Consider the following 26,187-nt stretch of genomic DNA (forward strand, 5'->3'; position numbering starts at 1 on the left):
GCCAAGGGGAGGCGAGATGGACTGGTTCGCGCCGATCGACGCCTATTGCGAACGGCTCGGGCCGGGCGTCTGGGCCGAGCCCCTGAACGCCGCGACCAACCTCGCCTTCCTCCTTGGCGCGGCAGTCGCGTGGCAGGCGTGGCGACGGGCGTCCCGTCGCGACGGCGTCACGCTCGCCTTCATCCTCCTCGTCGCGGTGATCGGGCTCGGCTCGTTCCTCTTCCACACGCTCGCCAACGGCTGGTCGCTTCTCGCCGACGTCATCCCGATCGCCGTCTTCATCTACGGCTTCTTCGCGCTCGCGCTGTTCCGCTTCGTCGGTCTTCGACCGGCGCTGGCCGTCACGGGCACGATCGGATTTGCCGTCGCGGCGCAGGTCGTCGAGCGAATGGCCGGACCCGTCCTCGGCTCCTCCGCCTCCTACCTGCCGGCCTTGCTGGCACTCGGCGGCATCGGCGGCGTGCTCCTTGCCCGGCGCCACGGCGCCGGCCGGTGGCTGCTCGGGGCCGCTGCCGTCTTCGTCCTGTCGCTGACCTTCCGCACGCTGGATGCGCCGCTCTGCGATGCCCATCCGCTCGGCACGCATTTCCTCTGGCACGTCCTCAACGCGGCAACGCTGACGCTCTGCCTCCTCGCGGCCATCCGTTACCCCGCCGAGTCCGAAGGACTTCGGCCCGCCGGGCCCGCAGGACCTCGGACTACCGGCAGCGCATCTGATCCGGTCCGCCGCCCATGAAAAAGGGCCGGGCACTTCCCCCGAAGCGCCCGGCCCACGGCGTCCCCCGCCGTGAAACTTAGATTAGCTCTGCGGAGCCTTCATGCGGCGTTCGGCTAGGCGTTCCTTGCCCTGGAGCACCACGACGCGGGCGTTCATCGGAACGCGCTCGTAGAGATCCACGATGTCCTGGTTCATCAGGCGGATGCAGCCCGACGAGACCGACTTGCCGATCGACCACCACTCCGGCGTGCCATGCAGGCGGTAGAGCGTGTCCTTGTTGCCCTGATAGAGATAGAGCGCGCGGGCGCCGAGCGGGTTCATCAGGCCCGGCTCCATGCCGACCTCGTTGCCGTAGGGCTTGAGTTCGGGGCGACGCGCGATCATCTCGGCCGGCGGAAACCACTTCGGCCAGTGCTGCTTGTCCTTGATGTCGGCCTCGCCGGCCCAGGAGAAGCCGGCCTTGCCGACGCCGATGCCGTAGCGCATCGCGGTGCCGCGGGGCTCGACGACGTAGAGGAAGTGGTTGGCCGTATCCACCACGACGGTGCCCGGCTCCATGCCCTCGCTCGCGTAGAACACGCGCTGGCGGCGATATTTCTCGTCCACCTTGGAGATCGGGATGGCGGGCAGCTTGAAACCGCCGTCCTCCATCGCGGCATAGGCCGTCAGTTCGACCGGGCCGAGCGGACCGCCGGAGACGATCGTCTCGGCCGGTGCCACGTAGGCCTGCGCCATCGGCACCGGGGCCGGATTGAGCGAGGCGCGCTGCTGGGTCTGCGTGGTGCAGGCGCCGAGCGTGGCGAGGGCGGCGAGCGCGACGCCGAGAAGGAGGGTGTTCGAGCGGGTCTTCATGGAGCGTCCGGTGCGACTGCGAGGGCATGACGGCCAGGCATGACGGGCTCCCAGGACAGGCAGTCCCCCATCGGAGGCCACCCTCTGGTACGCCGCGGCGAGTCGCCTGGCAACGCGGTCAGTAGACCCTAGTATGGTTAAGATTGTCCTTGTTGCCGCACCACAACAGTTGACGCGGGGGAGACCCGTTCCACTTCAGGTTGACGGGGCGAAGTTCGAGCAAAACCGGGGACTTCGGATGAATATCGGCGAAGCTGCACGTCGTTCGGGCCTGCCGCCCAAGACGATCCGCAACTACGAGGACCTCGGTCTCGTGTCGCCGGCGCGCGCGCCCAACGGCTACCGCGACTATTGCGATCGGGACGTGCATATCCTGCGGTTCCTGCAGCGTTCGCTCTCGCTCGGGTTCGACGTGTCGGAAACCCGCCGGCTCCTCGCCGCCTATGCGCCGGGCGCCCGTCGTGACGAGGCGCGACGGCTGGCGGAGCGGCGTGCGGTCGAGATCGATCGCAAGATCCTCGAACTCCACAGCCTCCGCCGCGCGCTGGCCGACCTGATGGACGAAAGGGACGAGCCCTGCGGCTGGCCGGTGCTCGAAGAGGTGCCGAACGAGGGAGCCCGCGTGGCACGACCTGCGCTCTGAGAGCCGGCCGCGCTGGGCGAGTGTTTCCGATTCGTTTCGCCGCACCCCTTGATTCGGCTCCGCTTTCCCCGCTACTCCGGCAGCCATGCCGATCGTTTCTCCCTTCCGCCGCGATCCTCTCGTCGACGGCCGCCAGTCCGAACGGGCCATGCTGGTGCGTCGCGGCGTCCAGCGCCTGATGATCCAGATGCGCGTGTCGGTCCTGCCCGAAATCCCGCTCGTGTCGGGCCGGCGTGCCGATCTTCTCTGTCTGTCGGAAAAGGGGGAGTTCTCGATCGTCGAGATCAAGTCCTCGATCGAGGACTTCCGGGTTGATCGCAAGTGGCCGGACTACCGGCTGCATTGCGACCGACTGTATTTCGCGACGCATCCGGGCGTGCCGGTCGACATCTTCCCGGAGGACTGCGGGCTGATCCTGTCGGACGGCTACGGCGCCGAAATCCTGCGCGAGGCGCCGGAAACGCGGATGGCGTCGGCCACCCGCAAGGCGCTGACGCTGCGCTTCGCGCGCCTCGCCTCCGACCGGCTACTCCAGGCGGAGTGGGTCGCCAATCCCTACATGACCGGCGACGCCGCCGACTAAACGCGCCTCAGCGCGGCGCGCGCTTGGCGAGGATGCGCTGCAGCGTGCGGCGGTGCATCGACAGGCGGCGCGCCGTTTCCGACACGTTGCGGTCGCACATCTCGTAGATGCGCTGGATGTGCTCCCAGCGGATCCGGTCGGCCGACATCGGATTCTCGGGCGGCTCGGCCTTGATTTCGGGATCCCGCGTCAGCGCGGCGATCACCTCGTCGGCGTCCGCGGGCTTGGCGAGATAGTCGATCGCCCCGAGCTTCACCGCGTTCACCGCGGTTGCGATGTTGCCGTAGCCGGTCAGCACCACGGCGCGCGCGCCCGGCCGCTGGCGTCGCAACGCCTCGATCACGTCGAGCCCGTTGCCGAGCCCGAGACGCAGGTCCACCACGGCATAGGCCGGGGCGCCGGTCTTCAGCGCGGCCAAGCCTTCGGACACGGTTTCAGCGGTGCGGACCTCGAATCCGCGTTGTTCCATCGCGCGGGCGAGACGCCCGACGAACGGACGGTCGTCGTCCACGAGAAGCATCGTCTTGTCGTCGCCCGCCTGCGGGGCAGCCATCTGATCTGTCGCCATGAGATCGTTCCTTCCTTGACAGGAAAGATACGTCGTCCGGGCGGCTTATCAACTGGCGTGCGAGACGATCGGTCGCGCAAATCTTGCCAAAAAGGGTGTCAGGCCAACTGTGGCGGCAGGTCGAACGCCTCTTCTTCGCGATCGGTCTCGCCGACGGGTTCGATCGTCAGGCGCCCGAAGCTCTCGACCGGCCACGACACCGTGATACGGGCGCCCGAGCCCTGCGCCTCGCTGCGGTTCTCGAAGCGGATGCGCGCGCCCGAGCGCTCGATCAGCGTCTTGGCGATGAACAGGCCGAGGCCGAGTCCGCCGCCCGACTGGCGCTGCTCGGCGTCGCGCACCGACATGTAGGGATCGCCGATCCGCTTCAGGACGTCGGGCGGGTAGCCGGGACCGTCGTCGCAGATCTCGATCGCGATGCGGCCGCTGTTCCAGGACAGGCCGATCTCGACCTCGCCGCTCGCAAAATCCACCGCGTTCTCGATGAGGTTTCCGAGACCGTAGATCACGCCGGCATTGCGCCGCATCACCGGTTCGGGGCCGGATGCCTCCTGCACCCGCACGCGGATGTCGACGCCGAAATCGCGGTGCGGGGCGACGGCCTCCTCGATCAGCGAAGACAGGGGCATCTTGGCCAGATGCTCCTCGGACGTCGACGACAGGCTCGCGAGCTGCCCGAGAATGGCACGGCAGCGGTCCGACTGGCTGACGAGAAGCTCGATGTCCTCGCGCAAGGTGGCGTCGTCGGGGGCCGCGCGGCGCATCTCCTTGGCGACGAGCGCGATCGTGGCGAGCGGCGTGCCGAGCTCGTGGGCGGCGGCGGCCGCCAGCCCGTCGAGCGCCGACAGGTGCTGCTCGCGCTGGAGCATGAGTTCGGTTGCCGCGAGCGCGTCCGACAGCGCGCGGCTCTCGGCCGCCACGCGGTAGATGTAGAAGGTCGAGAAGATCAGCGTCGTGACCAGCGCGAACCACATGCCGCCGAGATAGGGGAAGGGCAGCTGCAGGCTGTGGCCGGCCGGCCAGGGGATCGGATGGTGGAGGAAGGCGATCGCGGTGGCGCACAGGACCGCGAGGACGCCGATCCCGACCGCGATGCGGGCCGGCTGCGTTGCCGCCGCGATCATCGCGGGAACCACCAGGAAGACCGCGAACGGGTTCTGGATGCCGCCGGTCAGGAACAGGAGGCCCGTCGGCTGCACGACGTCGAAGACGAGGATCAGCGAGGTCCGCCGCTCCGACAGGCGCTCGGCCTTGGAGTAGCGGGTGGACAGCCAGACGTTGAGCGCCACCGACACGCCGATCAGGAGAAAACAGGCCCAGACGGGATAGGGGTACCAGAGGCCCCAGGCGACGAAGACGCAGGCCGCCGACTGGCCGGCGATCGACAGCCAGCGCAGACGCGTCAGCGTGGCGAGACGTACGCGCTGCCCTTCGCGCGACAGGCGGCGTTCGGGCGGCAGGTCGGCGTCGAGGTCGAGGCCCTTGGCGATGGTCATCATGACAAGCGAATTAGGTGCCGTCCCGCATCCGCACAGGTGCGGCGCGGCAGCACAGCGCTGCCGTGTCAGCCGCGCGGCTTTGCCCGGTTGGTGGCGGGCGCCGTGGTCGGGTCCTCAGGCCAGGGATGGCGCGGGTAGCGGCCGCGAAGGTCCGCGCGCACGTCGGCCCAGGAGCCCTTCCAGAAGCCCGGCAGGTCGCGCGTGATCTGGATCGGCCGGTGCGCCGGCGACAGGAGCTCGAGGATCAGTGGTAGGTGCCCGCCCGCGATCGCCGGATGCCGCGACAGGCCGAAGAGTTCCTGGACGCGCACCGCGAGCACCGGCCCCTCCGCCTCATAGCGGATCGGCAGGTGCGAACCGGTCGGCGCGGTGAAGTGCGAGGGGGCGAGGTCGTCGAGCCGCCGCGCCTCGCCGGGCGGCAGGCGGGCGAGGAGCGCCTCGCGCAGCGCTCCCTCGCCGATCTGCGCAAGGGTTGAGACACCCGGCACGAAGGGCAGGAGCCAGCCTTCGAGGTCGGCCAGCAGCGCCTCGTCCGTGAACGCGGGCCAGCCCGACTCGGCGCCGTAGGCCGGATGGAGGAAGCGCAGCCGCGCCAGAAGCCGCTCGCCGTCCTTGCCCCAGGGCAGGCGCGCTAGACCGATGTCGCGAAGGCCCGCCATCAGCGCGCGTCCCGTCGCCTCTCCGGCAGGCGTCGGCAACGGCGCTTCGGCAAGGACCGCGCGGCCGAGGCGGCGCACGCGGCGCGCCCGCACCGAACGGCTCGCCGGATCGAACTGAAGCGTGTCCTCCTCGACGATCCGGGCCACGAGTAGCGCGTCGAGGCGCGCCTTGTCGATCGCCGCGGCGCTGCGGATGCGGCCCGTGCGCTGCGCGGCGCCGGTCGAAACGCCCTGGAGGTCGGCGACCACGAGCGCCGGCTCGCGCGATAGGGCATGCTCCCGTTCCAGCGTCCCCCCGCGCCCGTTCGACAGGAGGAAGCTGCCGGGCGCGCCGCGCGCCAGCGCCACGCGGTCGGGATAGGCGAGCGACAGGAGCGCGCCGGGATCGTCGTCGTCCAGATGGTCGCCGAGATCGGACGGCGCCATGCCGGCGATCCGGCCGGCGAGCCCCTCGGCCGCGCGGGCACGGGGCGAGCGATCGGCCCGCCACAGGCGTAGGCGCTCGGCAAGGTCCACGGAGGGGCCGCCGAGGCCGGGTTCGCTCAGGAGGACGGCAAGGCGCGCCGCGATGCGCCGGGGCTCGCCGGGGGCGGCGCCCACCACCATGCGCGCGAGGCGGGGCGCCAGCGGCAGCGCGCGCATCGCCTCGCCGGTCGCGGTCATCCGGCCGGTCTCGTCCAGCGCGCCGAGGTCGCGCAGGAGCGCGCGCGCTTCCGCGATGGCCAGGCCGGGCGGCGGATCGAGGAAGCGCAGCGAGGCGGGATCGGAGACACCGAAGGCGAGGGCGTCGAGCACCAGTGCGGAGAGGTCGCTGACCAGGATTTCCGGCCGGTCGAAGGCGTCGAGCGCCGCGGTCTGCTCGGCGCGCCACAGGCGGATCGCCTCGCCGGGCGCCGTTCTCCCCGCGCGGCCTGCCCGCTGGTCGGCCGAGGCGCGCGACACGCGCACGGTCTCCAGACGCTGCAGCCCCGTCGCCGGTTCGAAGACCGGGGCGCGCTTGAGGCCGGAATCGACCACCGTCGTCACGCCGTCGATGGTGATCGAGGTTTCCGCGATCGTGGTGGCAAGCACGACCTTGCGACGGCCGGCCGGCGCCGGGCGAATGGCGAGGTCCTGCGCCGCCCCTTCCAGCCGGCCGTAGAGCGGGGCGAGGATCACGTCGGCGGCCACCCGGCCCTCCAGCCGCTCCAGCGTGCGTTCGATCTCGCGCTGGCCGGGCAGGAAGGCGAGGATCGAGCCGGAGCCTGCGCGGAGCTCCTCGCGGACGGCCGCGGCGACGGCGTCCTCCACGGCTTCGCCCGGGGCGCGGTCGCGATGGCGGATCGTCACCGGAAAGGCGCGGCCCTCGCTCTCGATCACGGGCGCATCGCCGAGAAGCGTCGCGACGCGTGCGCCGTCGAGCGTCGCCGACATGATGAGGAGCTTCAGGTCCGGCCGCAACGCCTCGCGAATGTCAAGCGCGAGCGCCAGCGCGAAGTCGCCGTCGAGCGAGCGCTCGTGAAACTCGTCGAAGAGGATCGCCGCGACGCCGGACAGTTCGGGGTCGGACAGGATCATGCGCGTCGCGACGCCCTCGGTCACCACCTCGATGCGCGTCGAGGCCGAGACGCGGGTGTCGAGGCGCATCCGCCAGCCGACCGTCGCGCCGGGTGCTTCGCCGAGAAGATCGGCCATGCGCGTGGCGGCGGCGCGGGCGGCGAGGCGCCGGGGTTCGACGAGGATAATCCGCCCTGTGGCAATGTCACCGAGAAGATGCAGCGGCACCAGCGTCGTCTTGCCCGCGCCAGGCGGCGCCACGAGCACGGCGGCGCCCTGGTCCCCGAGCGCTTCGCTGAGGTCGGGAAGGACGTCGGAGACGGGGAGGCGGGGCAGGCTCGCACGCATGGCTCGTCTTGCCCGAGCCGCCGACGCCTTGTCCAGCGGCCGCGTCAGATCACGCTGGCGCCGACGTTGACGGCCAGCGCCAGCACGGTCGTGTTGAACAGGAAGGCGAGGATCGTGTGGGCGAGCACGAGCTCACGCATGCCCTTGGTGGTCACCTCGACGTCCGAGGTCTGGCAGGCGGCGCCCATGGTGAAGGCGAAATAGAGGAAGTCGCCGTAGCCCGGCGTCTTGTCGCCGCCGGGAAAGTCGAGGCCACCCTCGGCATTCGGCCGGCCATAGAACTCGCCGGCATAGTGCAGCGCCATCATCACCTGCGTCACGACCCACGACAGGAGAATCGTGAAGCCGGCAAGCGTCAGGCGCCAGGGGTTGGGGTCGTGGTCGCCGATGCCGTGCAGTTCGGCGGCGATGGCGCCGAAGCTGGCAGCGATCGCAAGGCCTGTGAGAAGAAGGATCGCGCGCCGCCCCTCGTCCTGCCGGCGGGCGCGGCGGCGCAGGTCGCCGGCATCCTCGGACTTCACCATCATGCGGGCGATCACGGCGAGGTAGAACAGGACGCCGGCATCCCAGCCGATCAGGATGCGCGTCGACAGGTCGAGCGAGCGGGGGCTGAGAAGTGCGAGCGCGACCGCGACGCCCGCTGCGATCAGGAGGCGCGGCCGGGCGCGCATGCCGCGGATGAAGGCGCGGTGAAAGGTGTGGGATCCCGGTTTGCCGCTCATCGCTCAAGTTGCCTTCCCGATGCCTTGCCGGCTGAAACACTCGCCGCGCAATGATGGTTCGCACGCTTGGCGCGGATCGGTTAAAGGATGATCCGATCCGCCGCCAGATCCCGGACGGCGCAGCCTTCGCGAGTGACACGATGTCCGATGCCGCCACCCCCGCCGACGCCCGTCCGACGCTGGTGCTGACCGGTGCATCGCGCGGCATCGGCCATGCCACGGTGAAGCGCTTCTCGCGCGAGGGCTGGCGCGTTATCACCTGCTCGCGCCAGGATTTCGCCGCCGACTGCCCGTGGCCGGCCGGCCCCGAGGATCACATCAAGGTGGACCTGTCGGACCCCGAGGACGTCGGCTATGCCGTGTCCGAGATCCGCCAGCGGCTGCAGGCGAACGGCGGCAAGCTGCAGGCGCTCGTCAACAACGCGGCGATCAGCCCGAAGGCGGGCAAGGGCGCGCGGATGGATTCGATCCGCACCCCGATGCATGTCTGGCGAGACGTCTTTCAGGTGAACTTCTTCGCGCCCATCATGCTGGCGCGCGGCCTTCACCAGGAACTGGCGAGCGCGAACGGCGCGATCGTCAACGTCACTTCCATCGTCGGCAGCCGTGTCCACCCGTTCGCCGGAACGGCCTATGCGACGTCGAAGGCCGCGCTCGCCTCCCTGACGCGCGAGATGGCGGCCGATTTCGGGCCGGACGGCATCCGCGTCAACGCCATCGCGCCGGGTGAGATCGACACCGCGATCCTGTCGCCGGGCACCGAGAAGATCGTCGAACAGATTCCCATGCGGCGGCTCGGAAAGACCTCCGAGGTCGCCGACATCATCTACTTCCTGTGTTCGGGACAGGCGTCCTACGTCAACGGCGCCGAGATCCACATCAACGGCGGCCAGCACGTCTGACCCCGGCCGGCGCTATCGCGCCCGCAGCGCCGCGAAGAGGAGGCTGGTGCCCGAGCTGATCAGCGAGATGCCGAGGAACAGGCCGATCGCCCAGATCGCGGTGCCGGGAAGGCCGATGACGAGGAAGAGCGCGAGGCCGATATTGATGATGCCGGCCAGCGCCAGCAGCCAGAACTGGCCGCCCGACACGCGGAACGCATTGGCCATGGCGAAGGTCGCAAGGCCAAGGAGCAGGAAGTAGACCGCGAGAAGCGTGGTGAGCGCGACGGCCCCCGCGAAGGGATCGGCGAGGATCAGGATGCCGAGGAGCAGCGTCACGACGCCGATCAGAAGCCCGGTGCCCCGCCCGCCGAACTCGCGGCCGGCGCGGACCGTGGCGACGAGCCCGACGATCCCGAGGATCACCAAGAGCCAGCCGAAGAACAGCGTCGAGGCGAGGGTCGCGGCAAACGGCACGAGGATCGCGAGCGCGCCGGCTGCGATCATCAGCACCGCCTGCACTGTGTAGCCCTTCCAGTGGCTGTGCAGGTGGCGCTGGACGTCGCGCTCGAGGTCTCCGGATTGGGTTAGGCCTGCACGCGACATCCGGAAACTCCTCGGCGATGAATAGCCGCCGAACGTTCCCCTCGGGTTAAGGTTCCGCTCAGGCGCCCTGCCGGCCGAGCGCGCGGGACGTGTCGAGCAGGCGGTCGACGAGATCGTCGAGCCGGGCGCGGTCACCGGCCTCGGCGAGGCGGCCCTTTGCGTCGAACGCGGCTTCGGCGGCCGATAGCCGGAACTCGGCGGTCAGCACCTCGGCACCGAGGGCGGCCAGCGTTGCCCGCATCTGCCAGAGCGCCGACCGTCCGTCCTCGCGCCCGGAGCCTGCCGAGGCCAGCGCCACGACGAGCCGGGCGAAGGGCGGGCGCGCCGCCCGGTCCATGTCGGCTGCCGCCGCCACCCAGTCGAGCGCGTTCTTCAGGGTGGCTGGCGGGCCGGCGTTGATTTCGGGAAGAGCGATCAGGAGCCCGTCCTGCAGCGCCAGCCGCTGGGCGAGCAGCCTGGCGTTCTGCGGCGCCTCGCCGCCGCCCGGCCCCTCGAAGAAGGGGAGGGGATAGTCGGCGAGGCTCGCGCCCGTCAGCGCGACGTCCGTCAGGGACAGGGCCCGCGTCGCTTCCAGCGCGAGGCGGGCCGAAGGGGAGCCCGGCGCAGTGTCGCCGGTGAGGACGAGGATGCGCGGGATCAATGCAGCGGACGCGCCCCGGCCTGGCTGTAGATCCAGACGCGGGCCGGCGGGATGTTGTCCCAGACGATGTCGGAGGAGGACACGTCGAAGAGGCCCGGCACCGCCTTCACCGGTGGCTTCCAGAGATAGGAGAGTTGGGTCAGGTTGCCGCCCGGCCGCAGGCGCTCGAAATAGCGCGAGAACAGCGCCTGGCGCTCGGCCTGCGGGAACTTCACGATCGGGATCGCAAAGAGGATCGCCGCGAACTTCGTCGCCCCGCCGTCATTGAGCGTCGCATCGAGATCGAACCCGTCGCCGCGGATGACGTTCACGGCCGGGAAGCGCTCCTTGAGGGTGCGGGCGAACTCGGCGTCGTATTCGATGGAGGTGATGCGGCCAGGATCGACGCCTGCGTCCAGAAGCGCGCGCGTGACGCAGCCGAGGCCGGGCCCGAGTTCGAGGATCGGGCCGTCGATGCCGGTCGTCGCCGAGGCGACCATCGTCGCGCAGTAATGCGCCGAGGAGGGCGCGACCGCGCCCATCTTGATCGGATTGCGGACCCAGGTTCCGAAGAACCGCGCCAGATCCCGGCGCCGTTCGCGTGCCGCGTCCTGTCCCGTGCGTGCGTCCATCGTGCTCTCCCGTCTCGCGCGCGGCCCGCCGGGCCGCTTCGACGTCGATGCCTAGCAGGTCATTTTGGCATTGCGACGAAGGTCGGCAAAGCGCGATCGCGCGCCGTGTCCCGATCTCGCCGATAGGTGATGACGCGGGCCGGCGGCAGGTTGCGCTTGATCCAGGGCGACACGGTCGAGCCGGCGTCGATGCGCTCGGCGCGGACCGGCGGCGCGAAGGCGTAGGAGAACTGGATGAAGGGCGCGCCCGGCGGCAGGAGGTCGAGATAGCGGGCGATCGCGCGCGCCCGCTCGGGCTCGGCCCTCGTCATCAGCGGCAGCGAGGAGACCACGGCGCGCAAGGGGCGCTCGTCGAGCAGCCGGGCGAGGGCGGCGGGCGGCTCGTAGGCGTCGCCCTGCAGGACGTGGACGCGCGGGAAGCGGGCGCGCAGGAGCGTGCAGAACTCCGGCGAGTATTCGAGGCAGACGAGGCGCTCCGGTTCGATCCCAGCTTCCAGGAGGCAGCCGGTGACGACGCCGGTGCCGGGGCCGAGCTCGACCACGATCCCATCCGCCGGCTCGTCCGGCACGGCCTCGGCCATGCGGCGGCCGAGCGCACGCGAGGAGGGCGAGACCGCGCCCATCTTTAGCGGGCTCTTCAGCCAGCTGCGGATGAAGGCCGCGTCGGCCTGACGCCGCAAAGGATGCTCGTCCACGTCCACAACATCCTCCCCGATGCCGCCCTGTCCGGCTGCCTCAGTCGCTGAGGCCCTCGAAGAATTCCTTCATCCGGGAGAAGAAGCCCGTCGACTGCGGCGAGTTCTCGGAGGAGGAGATGTCCTCGAACTCCTGCAGGAGCTCGCGCTGGCGGCGCGACAGGCTCTGGGGCGTCTCGATCGAGATCTGGATGAAGAGATCGCCGGTCTGCGTCGAGCGAAGCACCGGCATGCCCTTGCCCTTGACGCGGAACTGCTTGCCGTACTGCGTGCCCTCGGGAACCTTGACGCGGGATTTGGCGCCGTCGAGCGTCGTGACCTCGAACGAGCCGCCGAGCGCCGCCGTCGTCATCGAGATCGGCACCTTGCAGAAGAGGTCGGCGCCGTCGCGCTGGAAGAACTCGTGCGGCTTCACCGACAGGAAGATGTAGAGATCGCCCGCCGGTCCGCCGCGCAGGCCCGCCTCGCCCTCGCCGGCCAGCCGGATGCGCGTGCCGTCCTCGATGCCGGCCGGGATGTTGACCGAGAGGTTGCGCTCCTCCGGCAGGCGCCCGTCGCCGCCGCACTTGCCGCAGGGGTCGGCGATGATCTCGCCGCGACCCTGGCAGGTGGGACAGGTGCGCTCGATCGAGAAGAAGCCTTGCGCAGCACGCACGCGCCCGACACCGCCGCAGGTCGGGCAGGCTTTCGGCGCCGTTCCCGTCTTGGCGCCCGTGCCGTGGCACTGGTCGCACTGGATGGTGGTCGGCACACCGATCTCGGCAGTCTTGCCGGTGAAAGCCTCCTCGAGGCTGATTTCCATGTTGTAGCGAAGGTCGGAACCGCGCTCACGCCCCGACTGGCCGCCCTGGCGTCGTCCGCCGGCGCCGCCGCGCCCGCCCATCATCTCGCCGAAGATGTCGTCGAAGATGTCGGCCATCGAGGAGGCGAAGTCGCCCCGGCCCGCACCGCCGCCGTTCTGGAACACGGCATGGCCGAACCGGTCGTAGGCAGCGCGCTTCTGCGGATCCTTCAGGACCTCGTAGGCCTCGCCGATCTCCTTGAACTTCAGTTCAGCCGCGGCGTCGCCCGGGTTCTTGTCCGGGTGATACTGCATGGCGAGCTTGCGGAACGCGGCCTTCAGGGTCTTGTCGTCGCAACCCTTCACGACGCCGAGCATCTCGTAGTAATCGACCTTCACGGACAAGCGTATCACCGTTCTCGTGCGCATCGGACCAGCCGTCCGGTGCAGTCATGACGTGGAGACGGAAAGTCCAGCGAAGTTCCGTCGCGGGCCCGATGTAGGCGTGGAGGGCCCGCGTTACCATAGGACAGCGATCAGCAAAAGCGGATGGAGCTTGCGCGGACCCGTCGCGGCCTCAGGCCGAGGCGAGCGTCGGCGGCCGGGGCTTCGCGCCACGCTCACCCGCCAGCCGGCGCCCGAGCGGTCCCTCGACGAAGCGCGCTGACAGGAAGGCGAGCGCGATCGTCGCCAGCATCGGGACCGGCAGGAAGGCGTAGAAGCTCATGATCTCCTGCGGCTCCAAGATCCGCTTCCAGAGGAAGGACAGGAGCACGATCTCGCAGGCCGCGTGGAGGATGTAGATGCCGAAGGACAGGCGCAGGAGCGGCATCGCCGGCTCCAGCCGCTCGGTGGAGCGGGGCCGCGCGCCCTCCGACAGGCCGATCAGGAGGATGGCGAGGAAGAGGAGCGCGAGCGTCAGGTGGACGAACGCGGGGATCGCCATGGTGAGGAGCGCGGCGGCGAGCGCAAGCAGTCCCGGCATGTGCGAGGTGACGGCGAGCGCGCGCCGCGCAACGAGGGCGGCGGCGAGCGCGCCCGCCGTGAAGTCGGCAAAGGCGCGGTAGGCGCCGAACGTGTCGGCATTCGTCCAGTGCCCACTCGGAAAGACGCCGGCATAGCTCCAGACCTCGAGCACCGCGATCCAGCCGAACAGGAGGAAGGCGAGGCCCGCGATGCCAGCGCGCCGCCAGACGAGAACGACCGCCGGAAACAGGAGGTAGCAGAAGAACTCGGCGCTGACCGACCAGCTCGGATAGTTGAAGGTAAGCCGGTCCGTCGTGCCCCAGGCGTGGACCGCGAGGACATGCAGCGGCAGGTCCGCCATGTTCCAGCGCGGCAGGTCGTGCAGCGTGACGAGGCCGAGCGCGCCGGCCGCGCCGATCGAGCCGAAGAACAGAAGCGTCAGGAAGTGGAGGGGATAGAGGCGCGCGAGACGCCGGCGCAGGAAGCGTCGGTAGTCGCCCATCGTGTTCATGCGCGGCGCATAGCGTGCGGCGATCACGAAGCCGGAGATCATGAAGAAGGCGTCGAGAAGCGGCAGGAGATGATGCAGGGCGTCGGTCGCGATCGCGGCGTGCGTGCCCGGCGCGAAGAACATGAAGTGATAGGTCATCACCAGGATCGCGGCGGAGAAGCGCCAGCAGTCGAAGATCCGGTAGTGCATCGGCAGGTCTCGCTGCGGCAGGGCGACGGCAAAGCCCCGCTCGTCCCAGGACGACGCGGGGCAGGGGGGCGGAACGGGGGCGGGAGCCCCTCGGCCTTGGTTCAGGCGGCCCGGCGGGCCGGCGCGTGACCGTGGAAGGCGCGGGGCCCCTCCTCGCCGATCTCGAACTGCGCGACGAGATCGCGCAGATCTCCGGCCTCGCCCCGCAGCGCCTGGCTGGAGGCTGCCGCCTCTTCCAGCATCGCCGCGTTCTGCTGGGTGATCTGGTCGATATGGGAGACGGCCGTGTTGATCTCGCGGATGCCGGTCGACTGCTCGGCCGCCCCTTGCGCGATGGCCGTGACCTTGCCGTCGATCTCCAGGACCTTGGCGGCGATGCCCTGGAGCGAGGCGCCGGCCCGCTCGACGAAGGTCACGCCGACCTCGACCTCGTGCGAGGCGCGGGCGATGAGGTCCTTGATCTCCTTGGCAGCCTCGGCCGAGCGCTGGGCGAGCCCGCGCACCTCCTGCGCCACCACCGCGAACCCGCGTCCCGCCTCGCCGGCGCGCGCCGCCTCGACACCGGCATTGAGGGCGAGGAGGTTGGTCTGGAAGGTGATCTCGTCGATCACGCCGATGATCTTGGCGATGCGCGACGAGGAGTCCTCGATCGCGCGCATGGCGTCGATCGCCTGCGTGACGATCTCGTCGGAGGCCTGCGCGGCGGCGCAGGCGCCCTTCACCGTCGTGGATGCCGATACGGCGTGACCCGCGCTCTCGTTGACGCGCAGCGTGATGTCGGCGAGCGCGGCCGAGGTCTCCTCGAGGCTCGCCGCCTGGCCCTCGATCCGGCGCGCCATCTCCTGCGCGGCCGCGCTGATCTCGCCGGTGCCGCCGTCGATGCTGGTGACGATGCCGGAGACTGTCCGCATCGTCGACTGGAGCTGGCCGACCGCCGCGTCGAAATCGGCGGCGAGCTTGGCATAGGAGCCGCCGATCTGGCCCGACAGGCGGCAGGTCAGGTCGCCGGCCGACAGCCGGGCAAGGCCGCTGCCGACGAGCCGCACGACATCGGCCTGCTCGGCCGCGGCGCGGGCACGTTCTTCCTCGCCCTCGCGGCGCGTCGTCTCGGCCCGCACGCGCTCCTGCGCGGCGACGGCCTCGGCCTGACGGCCGGAGGCGAGTTCGTGGCGAAAGCCTTCGAGCGCAGTCGCCAGCGCGCCCGCCTCGTCGCGGCTGCCCTGTCCCTCGACGGGCCGCGTGTAGTCGCCGGCGCTGAGAGCCTCGACACCCGCCAAGAGCCGCTGCAGCGGACGGCGCACCACGCGGTGCGAGGCCATGGCCAGGACGCCGAGCGAGATGGCGACGACGAGAAGACCGCCGCCGATCAGAAGAAGGCGCTCCTCGCGAACTGGGCCGGCGACGACCGCTTCGGGAACATCGACCAGCGTCGCCCAGGTGAGATCGAAGCCCGGCACCTGGAACGGCAGGGCGACGCGGGTCGTGCCGTCGGCCAGCGTTCCGAGAACGCGCGGCTGGCCGTCGGCGGCCGCCTTCGCGAGATCGGCTGCGCCGATGTCCTCGTAGGGCTTGGTGCGCATGGCCGCACCGGGCGCGACCAGCCACTTGCCGTCGCCGCTGACCAGAAACACCCGGCCGGTGCTGAAGGGCTGCAGGGCCGAGACCGAGGCGGCGAGTTCCTGCATGCCGACATCGATGCCCGCGACGCCGATCAGCTTGCCGCCCGACATGACGGGATAGGCGGCCGACGACATGAGGACGCCGGTCTCGGAGAGATAGGGAGCGGTCAGGTAGCCTTTGCCGCGCGCCACCGGCTCCTTGTACCAGTCCGCGTCGTATTTCGCGGTGAAGGTGCTGTACTCGGCGCCGCCGTTCGCGCCCTTGGTCCAATAGGGGGTGAAGGCGCCGTCCTTGTTGGAGCCGGCCGCCGCGGGATCGCTCGTCCCGTCGATGCCGCCCGGCGCTTCCGCCATCCAGGAGCCGAAGAGGTTGGGGTAGGAGCCGATCGCGGGCTTCAGAAGCGCGACATAGGCGGCGCGATCCCTGAGGCCCGCCTCGTGCATCGCGCCGATCGCACCCGCCGTCGCGTTGCCCACCGCCGTCGCCTGACCGAGGCCGATGCCGATCGTGTTGGCGACGATGCGCGCCTCCGCGGTCGCTCGGTCCAGCGCCATCGCCTCGATCCGGTCGGCCGAATTCATCGAGATCAGCGTGAAGGCCCCTGCGAGGACCAGTGTCACCGCGCTTCCCGCAGCCAGGATCAGCTTGGCAGACAGGGAACTGGACAGCGATTTCATGGCATCCTCGGGGCGAGATGTCAGAGACGGGTGCCGACGACTCTGGAGGATGACTTATAAAATTTCGTTGTGCGGCGCCAAACGGCGAAAGGTTCCGCACGGCAGCATGAAAAAGGCCCCGGCGGTGCATCCCGCCGGGGCCTTTCGTTCGAAGCGTTCGAGAGGTCGATCAGGCCGACTTCTTGCGCTCGTCGTCCTGCACTTCCTCGAAGTCCGCGTCGACCACGTCGTCGCGACCGCCCTGCGCGGTCGAGGCATGCGGCTGGGCCACCTCGTCCTCGCCGGCCTGGCTCGCCTCGTACATGGCCTGACCGAGCTTCATCGAGGCCTCGGCGAGCTTGTCCGACTTCGCCTTGATGGCGTCGGCATCGGCGTCGGCCTTGTCGAGCTCGGCACGCAGGTCCGCGATCGCGTCCTCGATCGCCTTGCGGTCGGCCTCGGACACCTTGTCGCCGTAGTCCTTGAGCGACTTCTCGGCCGAGTGGACGAGGCTCTCGCCCTGGTTCTTGGCCTCGACCGCGGCGCGGCGCTTCTTGTCGGCGTCGGCATTGGCCTCGGCTTCCTTCACCATCTTGTCGATGTCGGCGTCCGACAGGCCGCCCGACGCCTGGATGGTGATGCGCTGCTCCTTGTTGGTGCCCTTGTCCTTGGCCGACACGTTGACGATGCCGTTGGCGTCGATGTCGAACGTCACCTCGATCTGCGGCACGCCGCGCGGTGCCGGCGGGATGCCCTCGAGGTTGAACCGGCCGAGCGACTTGTTGTCGGCCGCCATCTCGCGCTCACCCTGGTAGACCTGGATGGTCACGGCGTTCTGGCCGTCCTCGGCGGTCGAGAAGACTTGGGACTTCTTGGTCGGGATCGTCGTGTTGCGGTCGATGAGGCGCGTGAACACGCCGCCGAGCGTCTCGATGCCGAGCGACAGCGGGGTCACGTCGAGAAGGAGCACGTCCTTCACGTCGCCCTGGAGAACGCCGGCCTGGATGGCAGCGCCCATGGCGACGACCTCGTCCGGGTTGACGCCCTTGTGCGGCTCCTTGCCGAAGAAGTTCTTCACGACCTCCTGGACCTTGGGCATGCGCGTCATGCCGCCGACCAGCACCACCTCGTCGATGTCGGACTGGGTGAGGCCGGCATCCTTGAGGGCGGCCTTCATCGGGCCGACCGTGCGCTGCACGAGATCGTCGACGAGGCTCTCGAACTTCGAGCGCGTCAGCTTCAGCGTCAGGTGCTTCGGACCGGAGGCGTCCGCCGTGATGAACGGCAGGTTGATCTCGGTCTGCGAGGCGGACGACAGCTCGATCTTGGCCTTCTCGGCCGCTTCCTTCAGGCGCTGAAGGGCGAGCTTGTCGTTCTTCAGGTCGATGCCCTGGTCCTTCTTGAACTCGGACGCGAGGTAGTCGACGAGGCGCATGTCGAAGTCCTCGCCGCCGAGGAACGTGTCGCCGTTGGTCGATTTCACCTCGAAGACGCCGTCGCCGATCTCGAGCACCGACACGTCGAACGTACCGCCGCCAAGGTCATAGACCGCGATCGTCTTGCCGTCGTTCTTCTCGAGGCCGTAGGCAAGGGCCGCGGCCGTCGGCTCGTTGATGATGCGCAGGACGTCGAGGCCCGCGATCTTGCCGGCGTCCTTGGTCGCCTGGCGCTGGGCGTCGTTGAAGTAGGCGGGAACGGTGATGACGGCCTTCTCGACCTTCTCGCCGAGATAGGCTTCCGCCGTCTCCTTCATCTTCTGCAGGATCATGGCCGAGACCTGGCTCGGCGAATACTTCTCGCCGTGCGCCTCGACCCAGGCGTCGCCGTTGTTGGCGTTGACGATCTTGTAGGGGACGAGGCCCTTGTCCTTGGCGACGGTCGGGTCGTCGTAGCGACGGCCGATCAGGCGCTTCACCGCGAAGAGCGTGTTCTCGGGGTTCGTCACCGCCTGGCGCTTGGCCGGCTGGCCGACGAGACGCTCGTCGTCGTTCGAGAAGGCGACGATCGAAGGCGTCGTGCGCGCGCCTTCCGCGTTCTCGATCACCTTCGCGGTCTTGCCGTCCATAACGGCGACGCAGGAATTGGTGGTTCCGAGATCGATGCCGATCACCTTCGCCATTGTCTGTCTCTCCTTATTGAGCGTGTGGCCCGGACCCTCGATCGAGGCGTTCCGCGTGGCCGCACCTTGGATGGGATTTCGGTTCGCCGAGGGGCTCTCGAAAACGGCCGCCCCGGCGGGCTGAGGGCTATATATGAACGGGCTTTGGGGGGCGCAAGACGGTCTCGAACCTCGACCGCACGGCTTCGTCCGACCCCCGGCGGGCCGACGGAGCATAGGTGGCTAAGCCGTTTAACCCGCAAGTCGCAGAAACCATCAGCCGGGGTGAATGTTGGCTTTCCTGAGCGGTCGGGGCGCATATGCCTGCCCGGCCGCCCCATCGCCGTCGCGAAAGGAGGCCGCCCATGAACAGCATCATCTACCTCATCGGCTTGATCGTCGTCGTCCTCGCCATCCTGTCGTTCCTCGGCCTCAGGTAGGGAGAACCTCATGTCCGATCCATTCCAGACCGGCTCACGAGCCGAGACCGATCGCCAGACCCTGTCCGACGCGGCCCGGCGCGAGGGCCAATCCATTCGTGACACAGCGGCGCACGCCGGCGAGACGCTGCGCCGCGAGGGCGCGAGCCTCGGCGACAGCATGCGCGAGCGCGCGAGTGCCAGCGTCGAGCAAGGCAAGGCGGCCGCCGCCTCCGGCCTGTCCGACTTCACCGCCGCGATCCGCAAGGCCTCCGAGGAACTCGGGGCGCGCGACCAGTCGATGGCCGCCGGCCTCGCCCGCCAGGCCGCGTCCGGGCTGGAGCAGGCCGCCGAGGCGATTGATGGGCGGAGCGTTCAGGACATCACCCGTTCGGTCGCCGACTTCGCCCGGCGCCAGCCGACGGCATTCCTCCTTGGAGCCGCGCTGGCCGGCGTCGCCCTAGGACGCTTCGTTCGGGCATCGAGCGACCATGCCGGTCCGCTCGGTTCGGACACCGGCCATGGCGCTCGCTCCGGCGACGACTGGCGCCGCGACGACAGCCGCTCCCGCTTTCAGGGCAACTCGTACGGATCCGGCGCGTCGTCGCCGCTCGGCGAGCGGTCGGGACACGACGACAGGGGGTCGGCGTCCGATGCCGCGCTGAACCGTCCGGGCGCGTCGGGCTCAACGGCGACGAGCGGTCTGACCTCCACCCCGACCGCCGCCGCTTCGTCGCAGGCCGACGCGACCGGCTACCGCGCGCCGCAGGATGCGCCGCAGACCTCCGCCCTCAACCAGCCCGGCGTATCCGGCTCATCCAACACGGCCGGCCTGTCCCATTCCTCGAACCCCGGTACGGGAGAGCGTCCATGAGCGTCGATCCGCAGCAAAGCCGTTCGGTCCCCGACCTTCTCAGCGATCTCCTGCGCGAGACCACCGAGCTCTTTCGCACCGAAGGCAAGCTTATCCGCGCGGAGATTTCCGACAAGGTCGCCCAGATCCAGCTGGCCGGCGGCTCGCTGGTGGCCGGCGCGATCTGCCTCCTCGTGTCCCTGATCGTCCTGTCGGGGGCCCTCGTGGTGGCACTTGGGAAGATCATGGATCCAGCCTGGGCAGCGCTTCTCGTCGGCGTCGTGATCGCCGTGATCGGCGTCGTTCTCCTCGCCGCCGGCAAGAAGAATCTTGAGGCCGTGAACCTCGCGCCCGAGCGCTCGCTCGGCCAGTTGCAGAAGGACGGCCAACTCGTGAAGGAGCAGACGCGATGAGCACGGAAACCGATCGCCTCGCCCGCGAGGCCGAGGAGCGCCGCTCCAACCTCGACGCCACGCTGGAAAGCCTGAAGGGCAAGCTGTCGCCCGGTCAGATCGTCGACGAGGCGATGGGCTACCTGCGCGAAGGGCAGGGCGCCGACATGGCGCGGACCCTCAACCGGCAGGTGCGCGACAACCCGCTGGCACTCGGCCTCGTCGGCGCCGGCATCGCCTGGCTGATGCTGGGGCAGGGCGCCAAGGACACGGCGCGCGACGCCGGCCGCCGCCTGCGCGACAGATACGACGACACGTTCGACCGCGGCGATCGGGACTGGAGCCCCGACCGCTGGGCGGCCGACGACCGTGACAACCGGTTCGAGAGCTACAACAGCGGCTACGAGGCGGATCGCACGCGCGGCGTGACCTCCGGCCCCTATCCCGGCGGCAGCGGATCGTCGTCCTCGGGCATCGGGTCCTCGGTGTCCGGCGCCGCCTCGTCTGTCGGTTCGGCGGCCTCGAGCGCGGCGGGCGCCGTCGGTGATGCCGCCCGCAAGGCGGGCGATACGATCTCGCATGCGGCCTCCTCCGCCTCCGACAGCGCTTCGCGCCTGTCGCACGACGCACGCGACGCTGCCGCCAGGGCGCGCGAAGCGTCCTATCGCGGCCTGTCGCATGCTGGCGACAGCGCGAGCTACTACGGGCGGCGCGCGCGCCGCACGTTCCTCGATACGCTGCATGAGGAGCCGCTGGTGCTCGGCGCGGTGGCCCTGGCGGTTGGCGCGGCGATCGGCGCAGCGCTGCCCTCCACGCGGACCGAGGACGAGTGGCTCGGCCAAACGCGCGACCGGCTGCGCGACCAAGCGCTCGATTCCGGGCGCGACGTGCTCGACAAGGCCGGCACGGTCGCATCCAAGGCCTTCGAGGCGGGAAGCGCGGAAGCCGAGGCGAAGGGGCTGAAGCCGACGGGCGAAGGCGAGACGATCGCGCAGAAGGTGTCGTCCGTCGCGCAGGCCGCCTACGGCACCGCCCGCGACGAGGCCAAGAAGGAAGGGCTGGCCTGACGCCAGCACACTTCGGAACATTGGAAGGGCCGCCGGCACGTCTGCCGGCGGCCCTTTTTCATGTCATCCGCCGAACAGGCCGCGGAACAGCGAGCGGTCGCTGGCTCGGCCGCCGGGAGCCGGTCCCTCCAGCACCGCGTCGGGCGGCAGCTGGTCGGGGCTCACCGCGATCGCCGGTCCTTCGAGCACGGCATCGGGCGGCAGCTGGTTGCGGCCCACCGTGCGCGGCGGACCGATATCGGCCGGCGGGCGCATGCGGGCCGGCTCGCCGTAGCCGTATTCCGGCGGCGGACCGCCGTACTCGTCGTCGCCATAAGGATCCTCGCCTCGCGGCGGCGGTCGGCGCGCGTAGTCCGGCTCGGTGGGCAGGTCGCGATAGCCCGGCGTCGAGCGGTACTGCGGCTCGTATTGTGGCTCGCGGCGCGGGCTCCGCTCGGCATAGCCGTCCTGGCCGGGCACGACGCTGCCGGGCGCAGCCACCGGCGGCAGGTCGCCCGTCGCCTGCTGCGAGGCCTCGCCCTCGAAGCCCGGCCCAGGCAACTCGTTGCTCTCGTAGACCGGGTTGCCGTCGGCGTCGTAGCCGATGATGCGGTCGCCGTAGCCCGATGCCATCGGCTGGTTGCCGGGCTCGCCGATCCGGTAGTCGCCCGGCAGCGGCATCGCCGGCAGCCCCTCGTGGGCGGCGGTCATGAACGCCTTCCAGGCGTCCGCGGGCAGCGAACCGCCGGTCACCTGGCGCATCGGCTTGCCGTTGTCGTTGCCGAGCCAGACGCCGGTGGTGAGGTTGGCGGTGAAGCCGACGAACCAGGCGTCCTTGAAGTCCTGCGTGGTGCCGCTCTTGCCGGCCGCCTGCCAGCCCTTCAGCGCGGCGCGCCGGCCGGTGCCAGAGGTGATGACCCGCGTCATCATCGCGTTCATCATGCCGACGATATCGGCGGTGACGATCACCGGCGGCACCGCGTCGTCGCGCTGGTAGAGCACCTTGCCGGACACCGTCGTCACCTTGTTCACGAGGTGCGGCGTCGCCTGGTAGCCGCCGTTGGCGAATGTCGCATAGGCGCCGGTCAGCTCCAGAAGCGAGACTTCCGACGTGCCGAGCGCCAGCGAGGCGTTGTCGACGAGCGGCGACTGGATGCCCATGCGCTTGGCCGTCTCGATCACCGCAGCGGGGCCGACCTGCGCGGTGAGCTGGGCGGCGATCGTGTTCAGCGAGCGCATCAGGGCGTCCGCCACCGTCACCGGACCGCGGAAGCGGTTGTCGTAGTTGGACGGCGACCAGTTGCCGATCTTGACCGGCGCGTCGTTCATCACCGTCTCCGGCCGCACGCCGTATTCCAGCGCCGTCTCGTAGACGAAGGGCTTGAAGGCCGAGCCCGGCTGGCGCTTGGCGTCCACGGCGCGGTTGAACTGCGAGGCGGCGTAGTCTCGCCCGCCGACGATGGCGCGGATCGCGCCGGTGCCGTCGATCGAGACGAGCGCCCCTTGCGTGACGTTCTGCGTCGCGCGGTCGATCGTGCCGGCGATCGCCTTCTGGGCTTCCTTCTCCAGCGTGAGGTCGATCGTGGTGTCGACCACGACGTCCTCCTTGATCTCGCCGCCGACGAGAAGCGGCAGGTCGCGCATCACCATGTCGGCCGCGTAGTGCTCGGGGCCGGTCCAGAAGCTCTTCGCCTTGGTGGGCTTGGAGGCGAGCGCGTCGTCGAACTCGGCCTTGGTGATCTTGCCTTCCTCGAGCATGGCCTGCAGCACGACCCCGGCGCGCGCGCGCGCCGCCTCCGGGTCGCGCGCCGGCGACAGGCGCGAGGGCGCCTTCAGGAGGCCGGCGAGCGTCGCCGACTCGATGAGGTTGAGCTCGTCCGCGTTCTTGTCGAAGTAGCGCCGCGCGGCCGCCTGGATGCCGGTCGCGCCCGAGCCGAAGTAGACGCGGTTGAGATACATCTCCAGGATCTGGTCCTTGGAGAACTTGGTCTCCAGCCAGAGGGAGAGGATCGCCTCCTGGATCTTGCGCTGGAGGGTCTGGTCCGGCGTCAGGAAGATGTTCTTGGCGAGCTGCTGCGTCAGCGTCGAGCCGCCCTGCACGGTGTCGCCGGCCGCAAGGTTCTCGGAGAAGGCGCGCAGGATGCCGACCGGGTCGACGCCCCAGTGTGAATAGAAGCGCCGGTCCTCGATCGCCATGACCGCCTGCGGCACGTAGGGGCTGATGCGGTCGAGCGCGACGGCCTCGCCGCCGGTCGTGCCGCGGTCGGCCAGGAGGTCGCCCGAGACCGAGACGATCTTCACGTTGGGCGGCCGGTCCGGGATCGCCCAGGCCTCCTGCGGCAGCTTGATCGCGAAGTAGCCGATCAGCGCGAGGCCGGCGATGCCGCCCCAGAAGACGAGCAGGAAGGAGAGGCGGAAGAGGTGCCCGACGAAGGAGCGCCGGCGCCGCGGCCGGCCGCCGAAGAAGCCGCGACCGCCCTCGTCGTTGCCACCGCCACCGCCCGACCCGCCGCCCGCGCCACGACGCCCGCCGCGACCGCCCGATCCGAGGTCCTTGACCCGGCGCGTCGCTTCGCCGTCGATCTGGCGCCCGCGCGACGGGCGGCCGGTGCTGGCGACGGCCCGGTCGTCGGGCGAGATGCGGATCTCGTCCTCGCCACCGCCCGATCCGCCGAAGCTCGGCTCGATTCGCTCGCCCTTGCGCCTCGCGGCCATCGCGACTGTCCCCTCGTCTTGACCGGCGCCGTTCGAGGCCGATGTCATGCAACCCGTGGGGCCCAGCGCCTGAACGCGCGCTGAACTTGCCAAAGCCGCAAGCACGGGTGCGCCCTGCCTGTCCCCATGGGTGGCCGTGCAGAGTAAATACGGCGATTTAACGGGGCGTTAACGAAGGCTGACGGGCCGTTAAGGCGATCCGCCGCCCCCGATCGCGGCCACGAAAAACCCGCCCGGACGGCCGGGCGGGTGACAGGACGCGACCGGGCGCCGTGATCAGAACAGGTCGATCGAGAAGCGCTTGGAGATGCCGAACCCGGCGAAGAACTGGTCCTCCGAACCGACCTTGACGATCGGCGAGTCGGCGGCGTCGCCGACCATGCGCTCGTAGGCGGCGTTGGCGTTGAGGAACCAGTCGGGGCGGAACTCGTAGCGCGCCGAGGCGGCCGCCCCGACCGACTTGAAGCCGCCGCCGGCATCATAGGCGGCGAGGCGCCCGCCGGACGCGATCGATTCCAGCGGGCGCACCGAGAAGTAGGTGCTGTTGTAGTTCGAGTCGGCGAAGGTCGTGCGCGGCCCGAGCTTGAACTCCCACTGCTCGGTCGGGCGCGAGATGAAGTCGATGCCGGCGCCGCCGACGAAGCCCTCGCCCTCGTTGAACGCGTAGCGCGCTTCGCCGTACAGCTCGATGTTGAGCGTGTCGTAGACCGGGAACTCGTAGCCGGCGCGAAGGCCGAGCTGGTAGCTGCGGTCGAGCGCCAGCGTGCCGTTCAGCTCCGGGTAGTCGTTGGCGTTGCGCTTGTCGATGAAGCGGAACGAGGGGCCGATGCGAAGGCCGCCCTGCTTCTCCTCCGGCGAGCCGATCGCAAAGAGGCCGGGAATGTTGAGATACTGGAGCGAGACGATCGGGTAGCCGGAGATGTCGTAGTCGTCGGCGCCCTCGTAGGCCGGCTGCGTCGAGATGCCGGCGCCGAGCTCGATGATGAGGTCGGCATTGTTGACGATCGCGACCTCGCTCGTGTCGACGGTCTCGTAGTCGGCGGCGAGCGCCGGCGCGGCGGCGAGGACGGTGGTGGCGAGAAGACCGGCGAGGAGGCGATGCGTCATGATGGGAACTCCGGCGGCGCAACGGGCGCCCTCGGCCGACATCTTTCGCACCAGGGGGGCGGTTTCAATCGTCTCCCTTTCGATCTTGCGACTTCCCGGAGGCGGCGTGGCCCGTGGGTCACATGACACAAACGCGTGAACGTTCGATTCAATCGATATCAACGGATCGGCGCGATTGCAGGCGGCCGGCCGGCCGTTCATCCTCCCGCGCGCCCCGACGGGCGCCAAGGGAGGTTGCATGAAGACTTTGACCGCCATCGCCGGAGCCCTCGCGCTCCTCGCCGCCACGGCCATCGGCGCTGCCGCGCAGGACTATCCGAACAAGCCGGTGACGCTGGTCGTGCCGTTCGCGGCCGGCGGCTCGACCGATCTCGTTGCGCGCACCATCGCGCAGAAGATGAGCGAGACGCTCGGTCAGCAGGTGCTCGTCGACAACAAGGGCGGGGCCGGCGGCAATCTCGGCGCGACCTTCGTCAGTCAAGCCCAGCCCGACGGCTACACGATCCTCATGGGCACGATCGCGACGCACGCGCTCTCGGCCTCGCTCTACGCCAAGCCGCCCTTCGACCCGATCGCCGACTTCACGCCGATCGTCTGGCTGGTGACGGTGCCGAACGTCCTCACGGTCAATAAGGACTATCCCGCCAAGACGGTGCAGGAGCTCGTCGCGCGGCTGAAGGAGAAGCCCGGCGAGGAGGTCTATTCCTCGTCCGGCAACGGCACGCCACTCCATCTGTCGGGCGAGCTCTTCAAGTCGATGACCGGCACCGACATGGTGCACGTACCCTATCAGGGTTCGGGCCCGGCGCTGGTGGACGCCGTGTCGGGCGCCGTCCCGATCAACTTCGACAACCTGCCGTCCTCGACGGAATTCATCCGCTCGGGCGCGCTCCGGGCGCTGGCCGTCACCACCAAGGAACGCGCCGCCAACTTCCCCGACATTCCGACCATGGAGGAGGCGGGCGTGCCGGGCTATGAGACCAACACCTGGAACGCGTTCTTCGGTCCGAAGGGGATGTCGCCCGAGGTCGTGGCGGTTCTCAACAAGGCCGCCAACGAGGCGATCCAGGACGAGACGGTGAAGAAGCGTCTGGCCGAGGTCGGCGCGACGACGGTCGGCGGCACGCCGGAGGAACTCGCCGTTCACGTCAGGGACGAGATCGCCCGCTGGAAGCCCGTCATCGAGCAGGCGGGCGCCAAGATCGAGTAAGAGGGCGGCTCACCGTCCAGCCGCAACCGGAGAGGGCGACGCCGTTCGCCCTCTCTTCGCATC

23 protein-coding genes are annotated in these 26,187 nt (G+C 69.8%); 8 read left to right on the top strand and 15 right to left on the bottom strand.

Going from position 1 to position 26,187, the window contains the following annotated elements:
• Positions 1-16 precede the first annotated feature (16 nt).
• Entirely contained in the window at positions 17-736 is a 720-nt protein-coding gene (locus BM175_RS08620) for a ceramidase domain-containing protein (RefSeq protein ID WP_090962045.1), read from the top strand.
• A gap of 63 nt (positions 737-799) precedes the next feature.
• On the opposite strand, the gene BM175_RS08625 is transcribed toward BM175_RS08620, so the two are convergent.
• Positions 800-1,570, bottom strand: coding sequence for a L,D-transpeptidase (locus BM175_RS08625; protein WP_090962048.1), 771 nt, complete (start codon positions 1,568-1,570; stop codon positions 800-802).
• 238 nt (positions 1,571-1,808) lie between these two features.
• Here BM175_RS08625 and BM175_RS08630 point away from each other — a divergent pair, with 238 nt between their 5' ends.
• Together BM175_RS08630 and BM175_RS08635 are read left to right on the top strand one after the other, a co-directional pair.
• Positions 1,809-2,213, top strand: a complete 405-nt coding sequence (locus BM175_RS08630) for a MerR family transcriptional regulator (protein WP_090962051.1) — start codon at positions 1,809-1,811, stop codon at positions 2,211-2,213.
• Between the two features lie 85 nt (positions 2,214-2,298).
• Positions 2,299-2,796, top strand: a complete 498-nt coding sequence (locus BM175_RS08635; RefSeq protein ID WP_090962054.1) for an MmcB family DNA repair protein — start codon at positions 2,299-2,301, stop codon at positions 2,794-2,796.
• Between the two features lie 7 nt (positions 2,797-2,803).
• Here the strand turns inward: BM175_RS08635 and BM175_RS08640 are convergent, their stop codons facing one another.
• The 4 genes from BM175_RS08640 to BM175_RS08655 form a co-directional block, all read right to left on the bottom strand.
• The gene (locus BM175_RS08640; protein ID WP_090962057.1) at positions 2,804-3,364 is read right to left on the bottom strand and encodes an ActR/PrrA/RegA family redox response regulator transcription factor; all 561 of its coding nucleotides are present in this window, start codon (positions 3,362-3,364) and stop codon (positions 2,804-2,806) included.
• Positions 3,365-3,462: 98 nt separating this feature from the next.
• Positions 3,463-4,860, bottom strand: a complete 1,398-nt coding sequence (locus BM175_RS08645; protein WP_090962341.1) for an ActS/PrrB/RegB family redox-sensitive histidine kinase — start codon at positions 4,858-4,860, stop codon at positions 3,463-3,465.
• Between the two features lie 68 nt (positions 4,861-4,928).
• Complete coding sequence (gene hrpB / locus BM175_RS08650) at positions 4,929-7,406, bottom strand: ATP-dependent helicase HrpB (RefSeq protein WP_090962060.1); 2,478 nt, start codon at positions 7,404-7,406, stop codon at positions 4,929-4,931.
• A gap of 44 nt (positions 7,407-7,450) precedes the next feature.
• Positions 7,451-8,128, bottom strand: a complete 678-nt coding sequence (locus tag BM175_RS08655) for a DUF1345 domain-containing protein (protein WP_244545933.1) — start codon at positions 8,126-8,128, stop codon at positions 7,451-7,453.
• Positions 8,129-8,268: 140 nt separating this feature from the next.
• On the opposite strand from BM175_RS08655, the gene BM175_RS08660 reads away from it, so the two are divergent.
• On the top strand, positions 8,269-9,030 hold the full coding sequence (locus BM175_RS08660) for an SDR family NAD(P)-dependent oxidoreductase (RefSeq protein WP_090962347.1): 762 nt from the start codon (positions 8,269-8,271) through the stop codon (positions 9,028-9,030).
• A 12-nt stretch (positions 9,031-9,042) separates the two neighbouring features.
• On the opposite strand, the gene BM175_RS08665 is transcribed toward BM175_RS08660, so the two are convergent.
• The 8 genes from BM175_RS08665 to dnaK all read right to left on the bottom strand — a co-directional run bounded on the left by BM175_RS08665 (position 9,043) and on the right by dnaK (position 18,619).
• Positions 9,043-9,615, bottom strand: a complete 573-nt coding sequence (locus tag BM175_RS08665; protein WP_090962063.1) for an HdeD family acid-resistance protein — start codon at positions 9,613-9,615, stop codon at positions 9,043-9,045.
• A 58-nt stretch (positions 9,616-9,673) separates the two neighbouring features.
• Positions 9,674-10,255 carry an NADPH-dependent FMN reductase gene (locus tag BM175_RS08670; protein ID WP_175526804.1) on the bottom strand — a complete coding sequence of 194 codons (582 nt, stop codon included), beginning with the start codon at positions 10,253-10,255 and terminating at the stop codon, positions 9,674-9,676.
• Positions 10,252-10,866, bottom strand: a complete 615-nt coding sequence (locus BM175_RS08675) for a class I SAM-dependent methyltransferase (protein WP_090962069.1) — start codon at positions 10,864-10,866, stop codon at positions 10,252-10,254. Before BM175_RS08675 ends, BM175_RS08670 begins: the two co-directional genes overlap by 4 nt.
• Positions 10,867-10,925: 59 nt before the next feature.
• On the bottom strand, positions 10,926-11,561 hold the full coding sequence (locus BM175_RS08680; protein WP_244545934.1) for a class I SAM-dependent methyltransferase: 636 nt from the start codon (positions 11,559-11,561) through the stop codon (positions 10,926-10,928).
• A gap of 40 nt (positions 11,562-11,601) precedes the next feature.
• Positions 11,602-12,741 carry a molecular chaperone DnaJ gene (gene dnaJ / locus BM175_RS08685; RefSeq protein WP_280141101.1) on the bottom strand — a complete coding sequence of 380 codons (1,140 nt, stop codon included), beginning with the start codon at positions 12,739-12,741 and terminating at the stop codon, positions 11,602-11,604.
• Positions 12,742-12,919: 178 nt separating this feature from the next.
• Positions 12,920-14,008 carry an acyltransferase family protein gene (locus BM175_RS08690; RefSeq protein ID WP_090962075.1) on the bottom strand — a complete coding sequence of 363 codons (1,089 nt, stop codon included), beginning with the start codon at positions 14,006-14,008 and terminating at the stop codon, positions 12,920-12,922.
• A gap of 101 nt (positions 14,009-14,109) precedes the next feature.
• Positions 14,110-16,305, bottom strand: coding sequence for a methyl-accepting chemotaxis protein (locus BM175_RS08695; protein WP_090962076.1), 2,196 nt, complete (start codon positions 16,303-16,305; stop codon positions 14,110-14,112).
• A gap of 169 nt (positions 16,306-16,474) precedes the next feature.
• Positions 16,475-18,619, bottom strand: coding sequence for a molecular chaperone DnaK (gene dnaK / locus BM175_RS08700; protein ID WP_280141094.1), 2,145 nt, complete (start codon positions 18,617-18,619; stop codon positions 16,475-16,477).
• 213 nt (positions 18,620-18,832) lie between these two features.
• Between dnaK and BM175_RS08705 the strand changes: the two genes are divergently transcribed.
• Genes BM175_RS08705 through BM175_RS08715 form a run of 3 tightly spaced genes read left to right on the top strand, consistent with a single transcriptional unit; the run spans position 18,833 to position 21,113 of the window.
• Entirely contained in the window at positions 18,833-19,675 is an 843-nt protein-coding gene (locus tag BM175_RS08705) for a hypothetical protein (protein WP_090962080.1), read from the top strand.
• On the top strand, positions 19,672-20,067 hold the full coding sequence (locus BM175_RS08710; RefSeq protein ID WP_090962082.1) for a phage holin family protein: 396 nt from the start codon (positions 19,672-19,674) through the stop codon (positions 20,065-20,067). Before BM175_RS08705 ends, BM175_RS08710 begins: the two co-directional genes overlap by 4 nt.
• A complete protein-coding gene (locus BM175_RS08715) occupies positions 20,064-21,113 on the top strand; it encodes a DUF3618 domain-containing protein (protein ID WP_090962084.1) in 1,050 nt (349 codons plus the stop codon). The genes BM175_RS08710 and BM175_RS08715 overlap by 4 nt, the downstream gene beginning before the upstream one ends.
• 63 nt (positions 21,114-21,176) lie before the next feature.
• Here the strand turns inward: BM175_RS08715 and BM175_RS08720 are convergent, their stop codons facing one another.
• Entirely contained in the window at positions 21,177-23,807 is a 2,631-nt protein-coding gene (locus tag BM175_RS08720) for a transglycosylase domain-containing protein (RefSeq protein ID WP_090962085.1), read from the bottom strand.
• 276 nt (positions 23,808-24,083) lie between these two features.
• Positions 24,084-24,914 carry a MipA/OmpV family protein gene (locus BM175_RS08725; protein ID WP_090962350.1) on the bottom strand — a complete coding sequence of 277 codons (831 nt, stop codon included), beginning with the start codon at positions 24,912-24,914 and terminating at the stop codon, positions 24,084-24,086.
• Positions 24,915-25,152: 238 nt separating this feature from the next.
• Here BM175_RS08725 and BM175_RS08730 point away from each other — a divergent pair, with 238 nt between their 5' ends.
• Positions 25,153-26,124, top strand: a complete 972-nt coding sequence (locus tag BM175_RS08730; protein WP_090962352.1) for a Bug family tripartite tricarboxylate transporter substrate binding protein — start codon at positions 25,153-25,155, stop codon at positions 26,122-26,124.
• Positions 26,125-26,187: the final 63 nt, after the last annotated feature.

Source organism: Aureimonas phyllosphaerae, from assembly GCF_900113065.1.
GTDB lineage: Bacteria > Pseudomonadota > Alphaproteobacteria > Rhizobiales > Rhizobiaceae > Aureimonas > Aureimonas phyllosphaerae.

What these genes read in the sequence shown, in the direction of transcription:
- BM175_RS08730 (WP_090962352.1), top strand. Translation starts at nt 25,153, where the DNA reads ATGAAGACTTTGACCGCCATCGCCGGAGCCCTCGCGCTCCTCGCCGCC.
- BM175_RS08690 (WP_090962075.1), bottom strand. Translation starts at nt 14,008, where the DNA reads ATGCACTACCGGATCTTCGACTGCTGGCGCTTCTCCGCCGCGATCCTG.
- BM175_RS08725 (WP_090962350.1), bottom strand. Translation starts at nt 24,914, where the DNA reads ATGACGCATCGCCTCCTCGCCGGTCTTCTCGCCACCACCGTCCTCGCC.
- dnaK (WP_280141094.1), bottom strand. Translation starts at nt 18,619, where the DNA reads ATGCTCCGTCGGCCCGCCGGGGGTCGGACGAAGCCGTGCGGTCGAGGT.
- BM175_RS08675 (WP_090962069.1), bottom strand. Translation starts at nt 10,866, where the DNA reads ATGGACGCACGCACGGGACAGGACGCGGCACGCGAACGGCGCCGGGAT.
- hrpB (WP_090962060.1), bottom strand. Translation starts at nt 7,406, where the DNA reads ATGCGTGCGAGCCTGCCCCGCCTCCCCGTCTCCGACGTCCTTCCCGAC.
- BM175_RS08620 (WP_090962045.1), top strand. Translation starts at nt 17, where the DNA reads ATGGACTGGTTCGCGCCGATCGACGCCTATTGCGAACGGCTCGGGCCG.
- BM175_RS08660 (WP_090962347.1), top strand. Translation starts at nt 8,269, where the DNA reads ATGTCCGATGCCGCCACCCCCGCCGACGCCCGTCCGACGCTGGTGCTG.
- BM175_RS08655 (WP_244545933.1), bottom strand. Translation starts at nt 8,128, where the DNA reads ATGAGCGGCAAACCGGGATCCCACACCTTTCACCGCGCCTTCATCCGC.
- BM175_RS08665 (WP_090962063.1), bottom strand. Translation starts at nt 9,615, where the DNA reads ATGTCGCGTGCAGGCCTAACCCAATCCGGAGACCTCGAGCGCGACGTC.
- BM175_RS08625 (WP_090962048.1), bottom strand. Translation starts at nt 1,570, where the DNA reads ATGAAGACCCGCTCGAACACCCTCCTTCTCGGCGTCGCGCTCGCCGCC.
- BM175_RS08630 (WP_090962051.1), top strand. Translation starts at nt 1,809, where the DNA reads ATGAATATCGGCGAAGCTGCACGTCGTTCGGGCCTGCCGCCCAAGACG.
- BM175_RS08695 (WP_090962076.1), bottom strand. Translation starts at nt 16,305, where the DNA reads ATGAAATCGCTGTCCAGTTCCCTGTCTGCCAAGCTGATCCTGGCTGCG.
- BM175_RS08645 (WP_090962341.1), bottom strand. Translation starts at nt 4,860, where the DNA reads ATGACCATCGCCAAGGGCCTCGACCTCGACGCCGACCTGCCGCCCGAA.
- BM175_RS08715 (WP_090962084.1), top strand. Translation starts at nt 20,064, where the DNA reads ATGAGCACGGAAACCGATCGCCTCGCCCGCGAGGCCGAGGAGCGCCGC.
- BM175_RS08720 (WP_090962085.1), bottom strand. Translation starts at nt 23,807, where the DNA reads ATGGCCGCGAGGCGCAAGGGCGAGCGAATCGAGCCGAGCTTCGGCGGA.
- BM175_RS08635 (WP_090962054.1), top strand. Translation starts at nt 2,299, where the DNA reads ATGCCGATCGTTTCTCCCTTCCGCCGCGATCCTCTCGTCGACGGCCGC.
- BM175_RS08640 (WP_090962057.1), bottom strand. Translation starts at nt 3,364, where the DNA reads ATGGCGACAGATCAGATGGCTGCCCCGCAGGCGGGCGACGACAAGACG.
- BM175_RS08705 (WP_090962080.1), top strand. Translation starts at nt 18,833, where the DNA reads ATGTCCGATCCATTCCAGACCGGCTCACGAGCCGAGACCGATCGCCAG.
- BM175_RS08710 (WP_090962082.1), top strand. Translation starts at nt 19,672, where the DNA reads ATGAGCGTCGATCCGCAGCAAAGCCGTTCGGTCCCCGACCTTCTCAGC.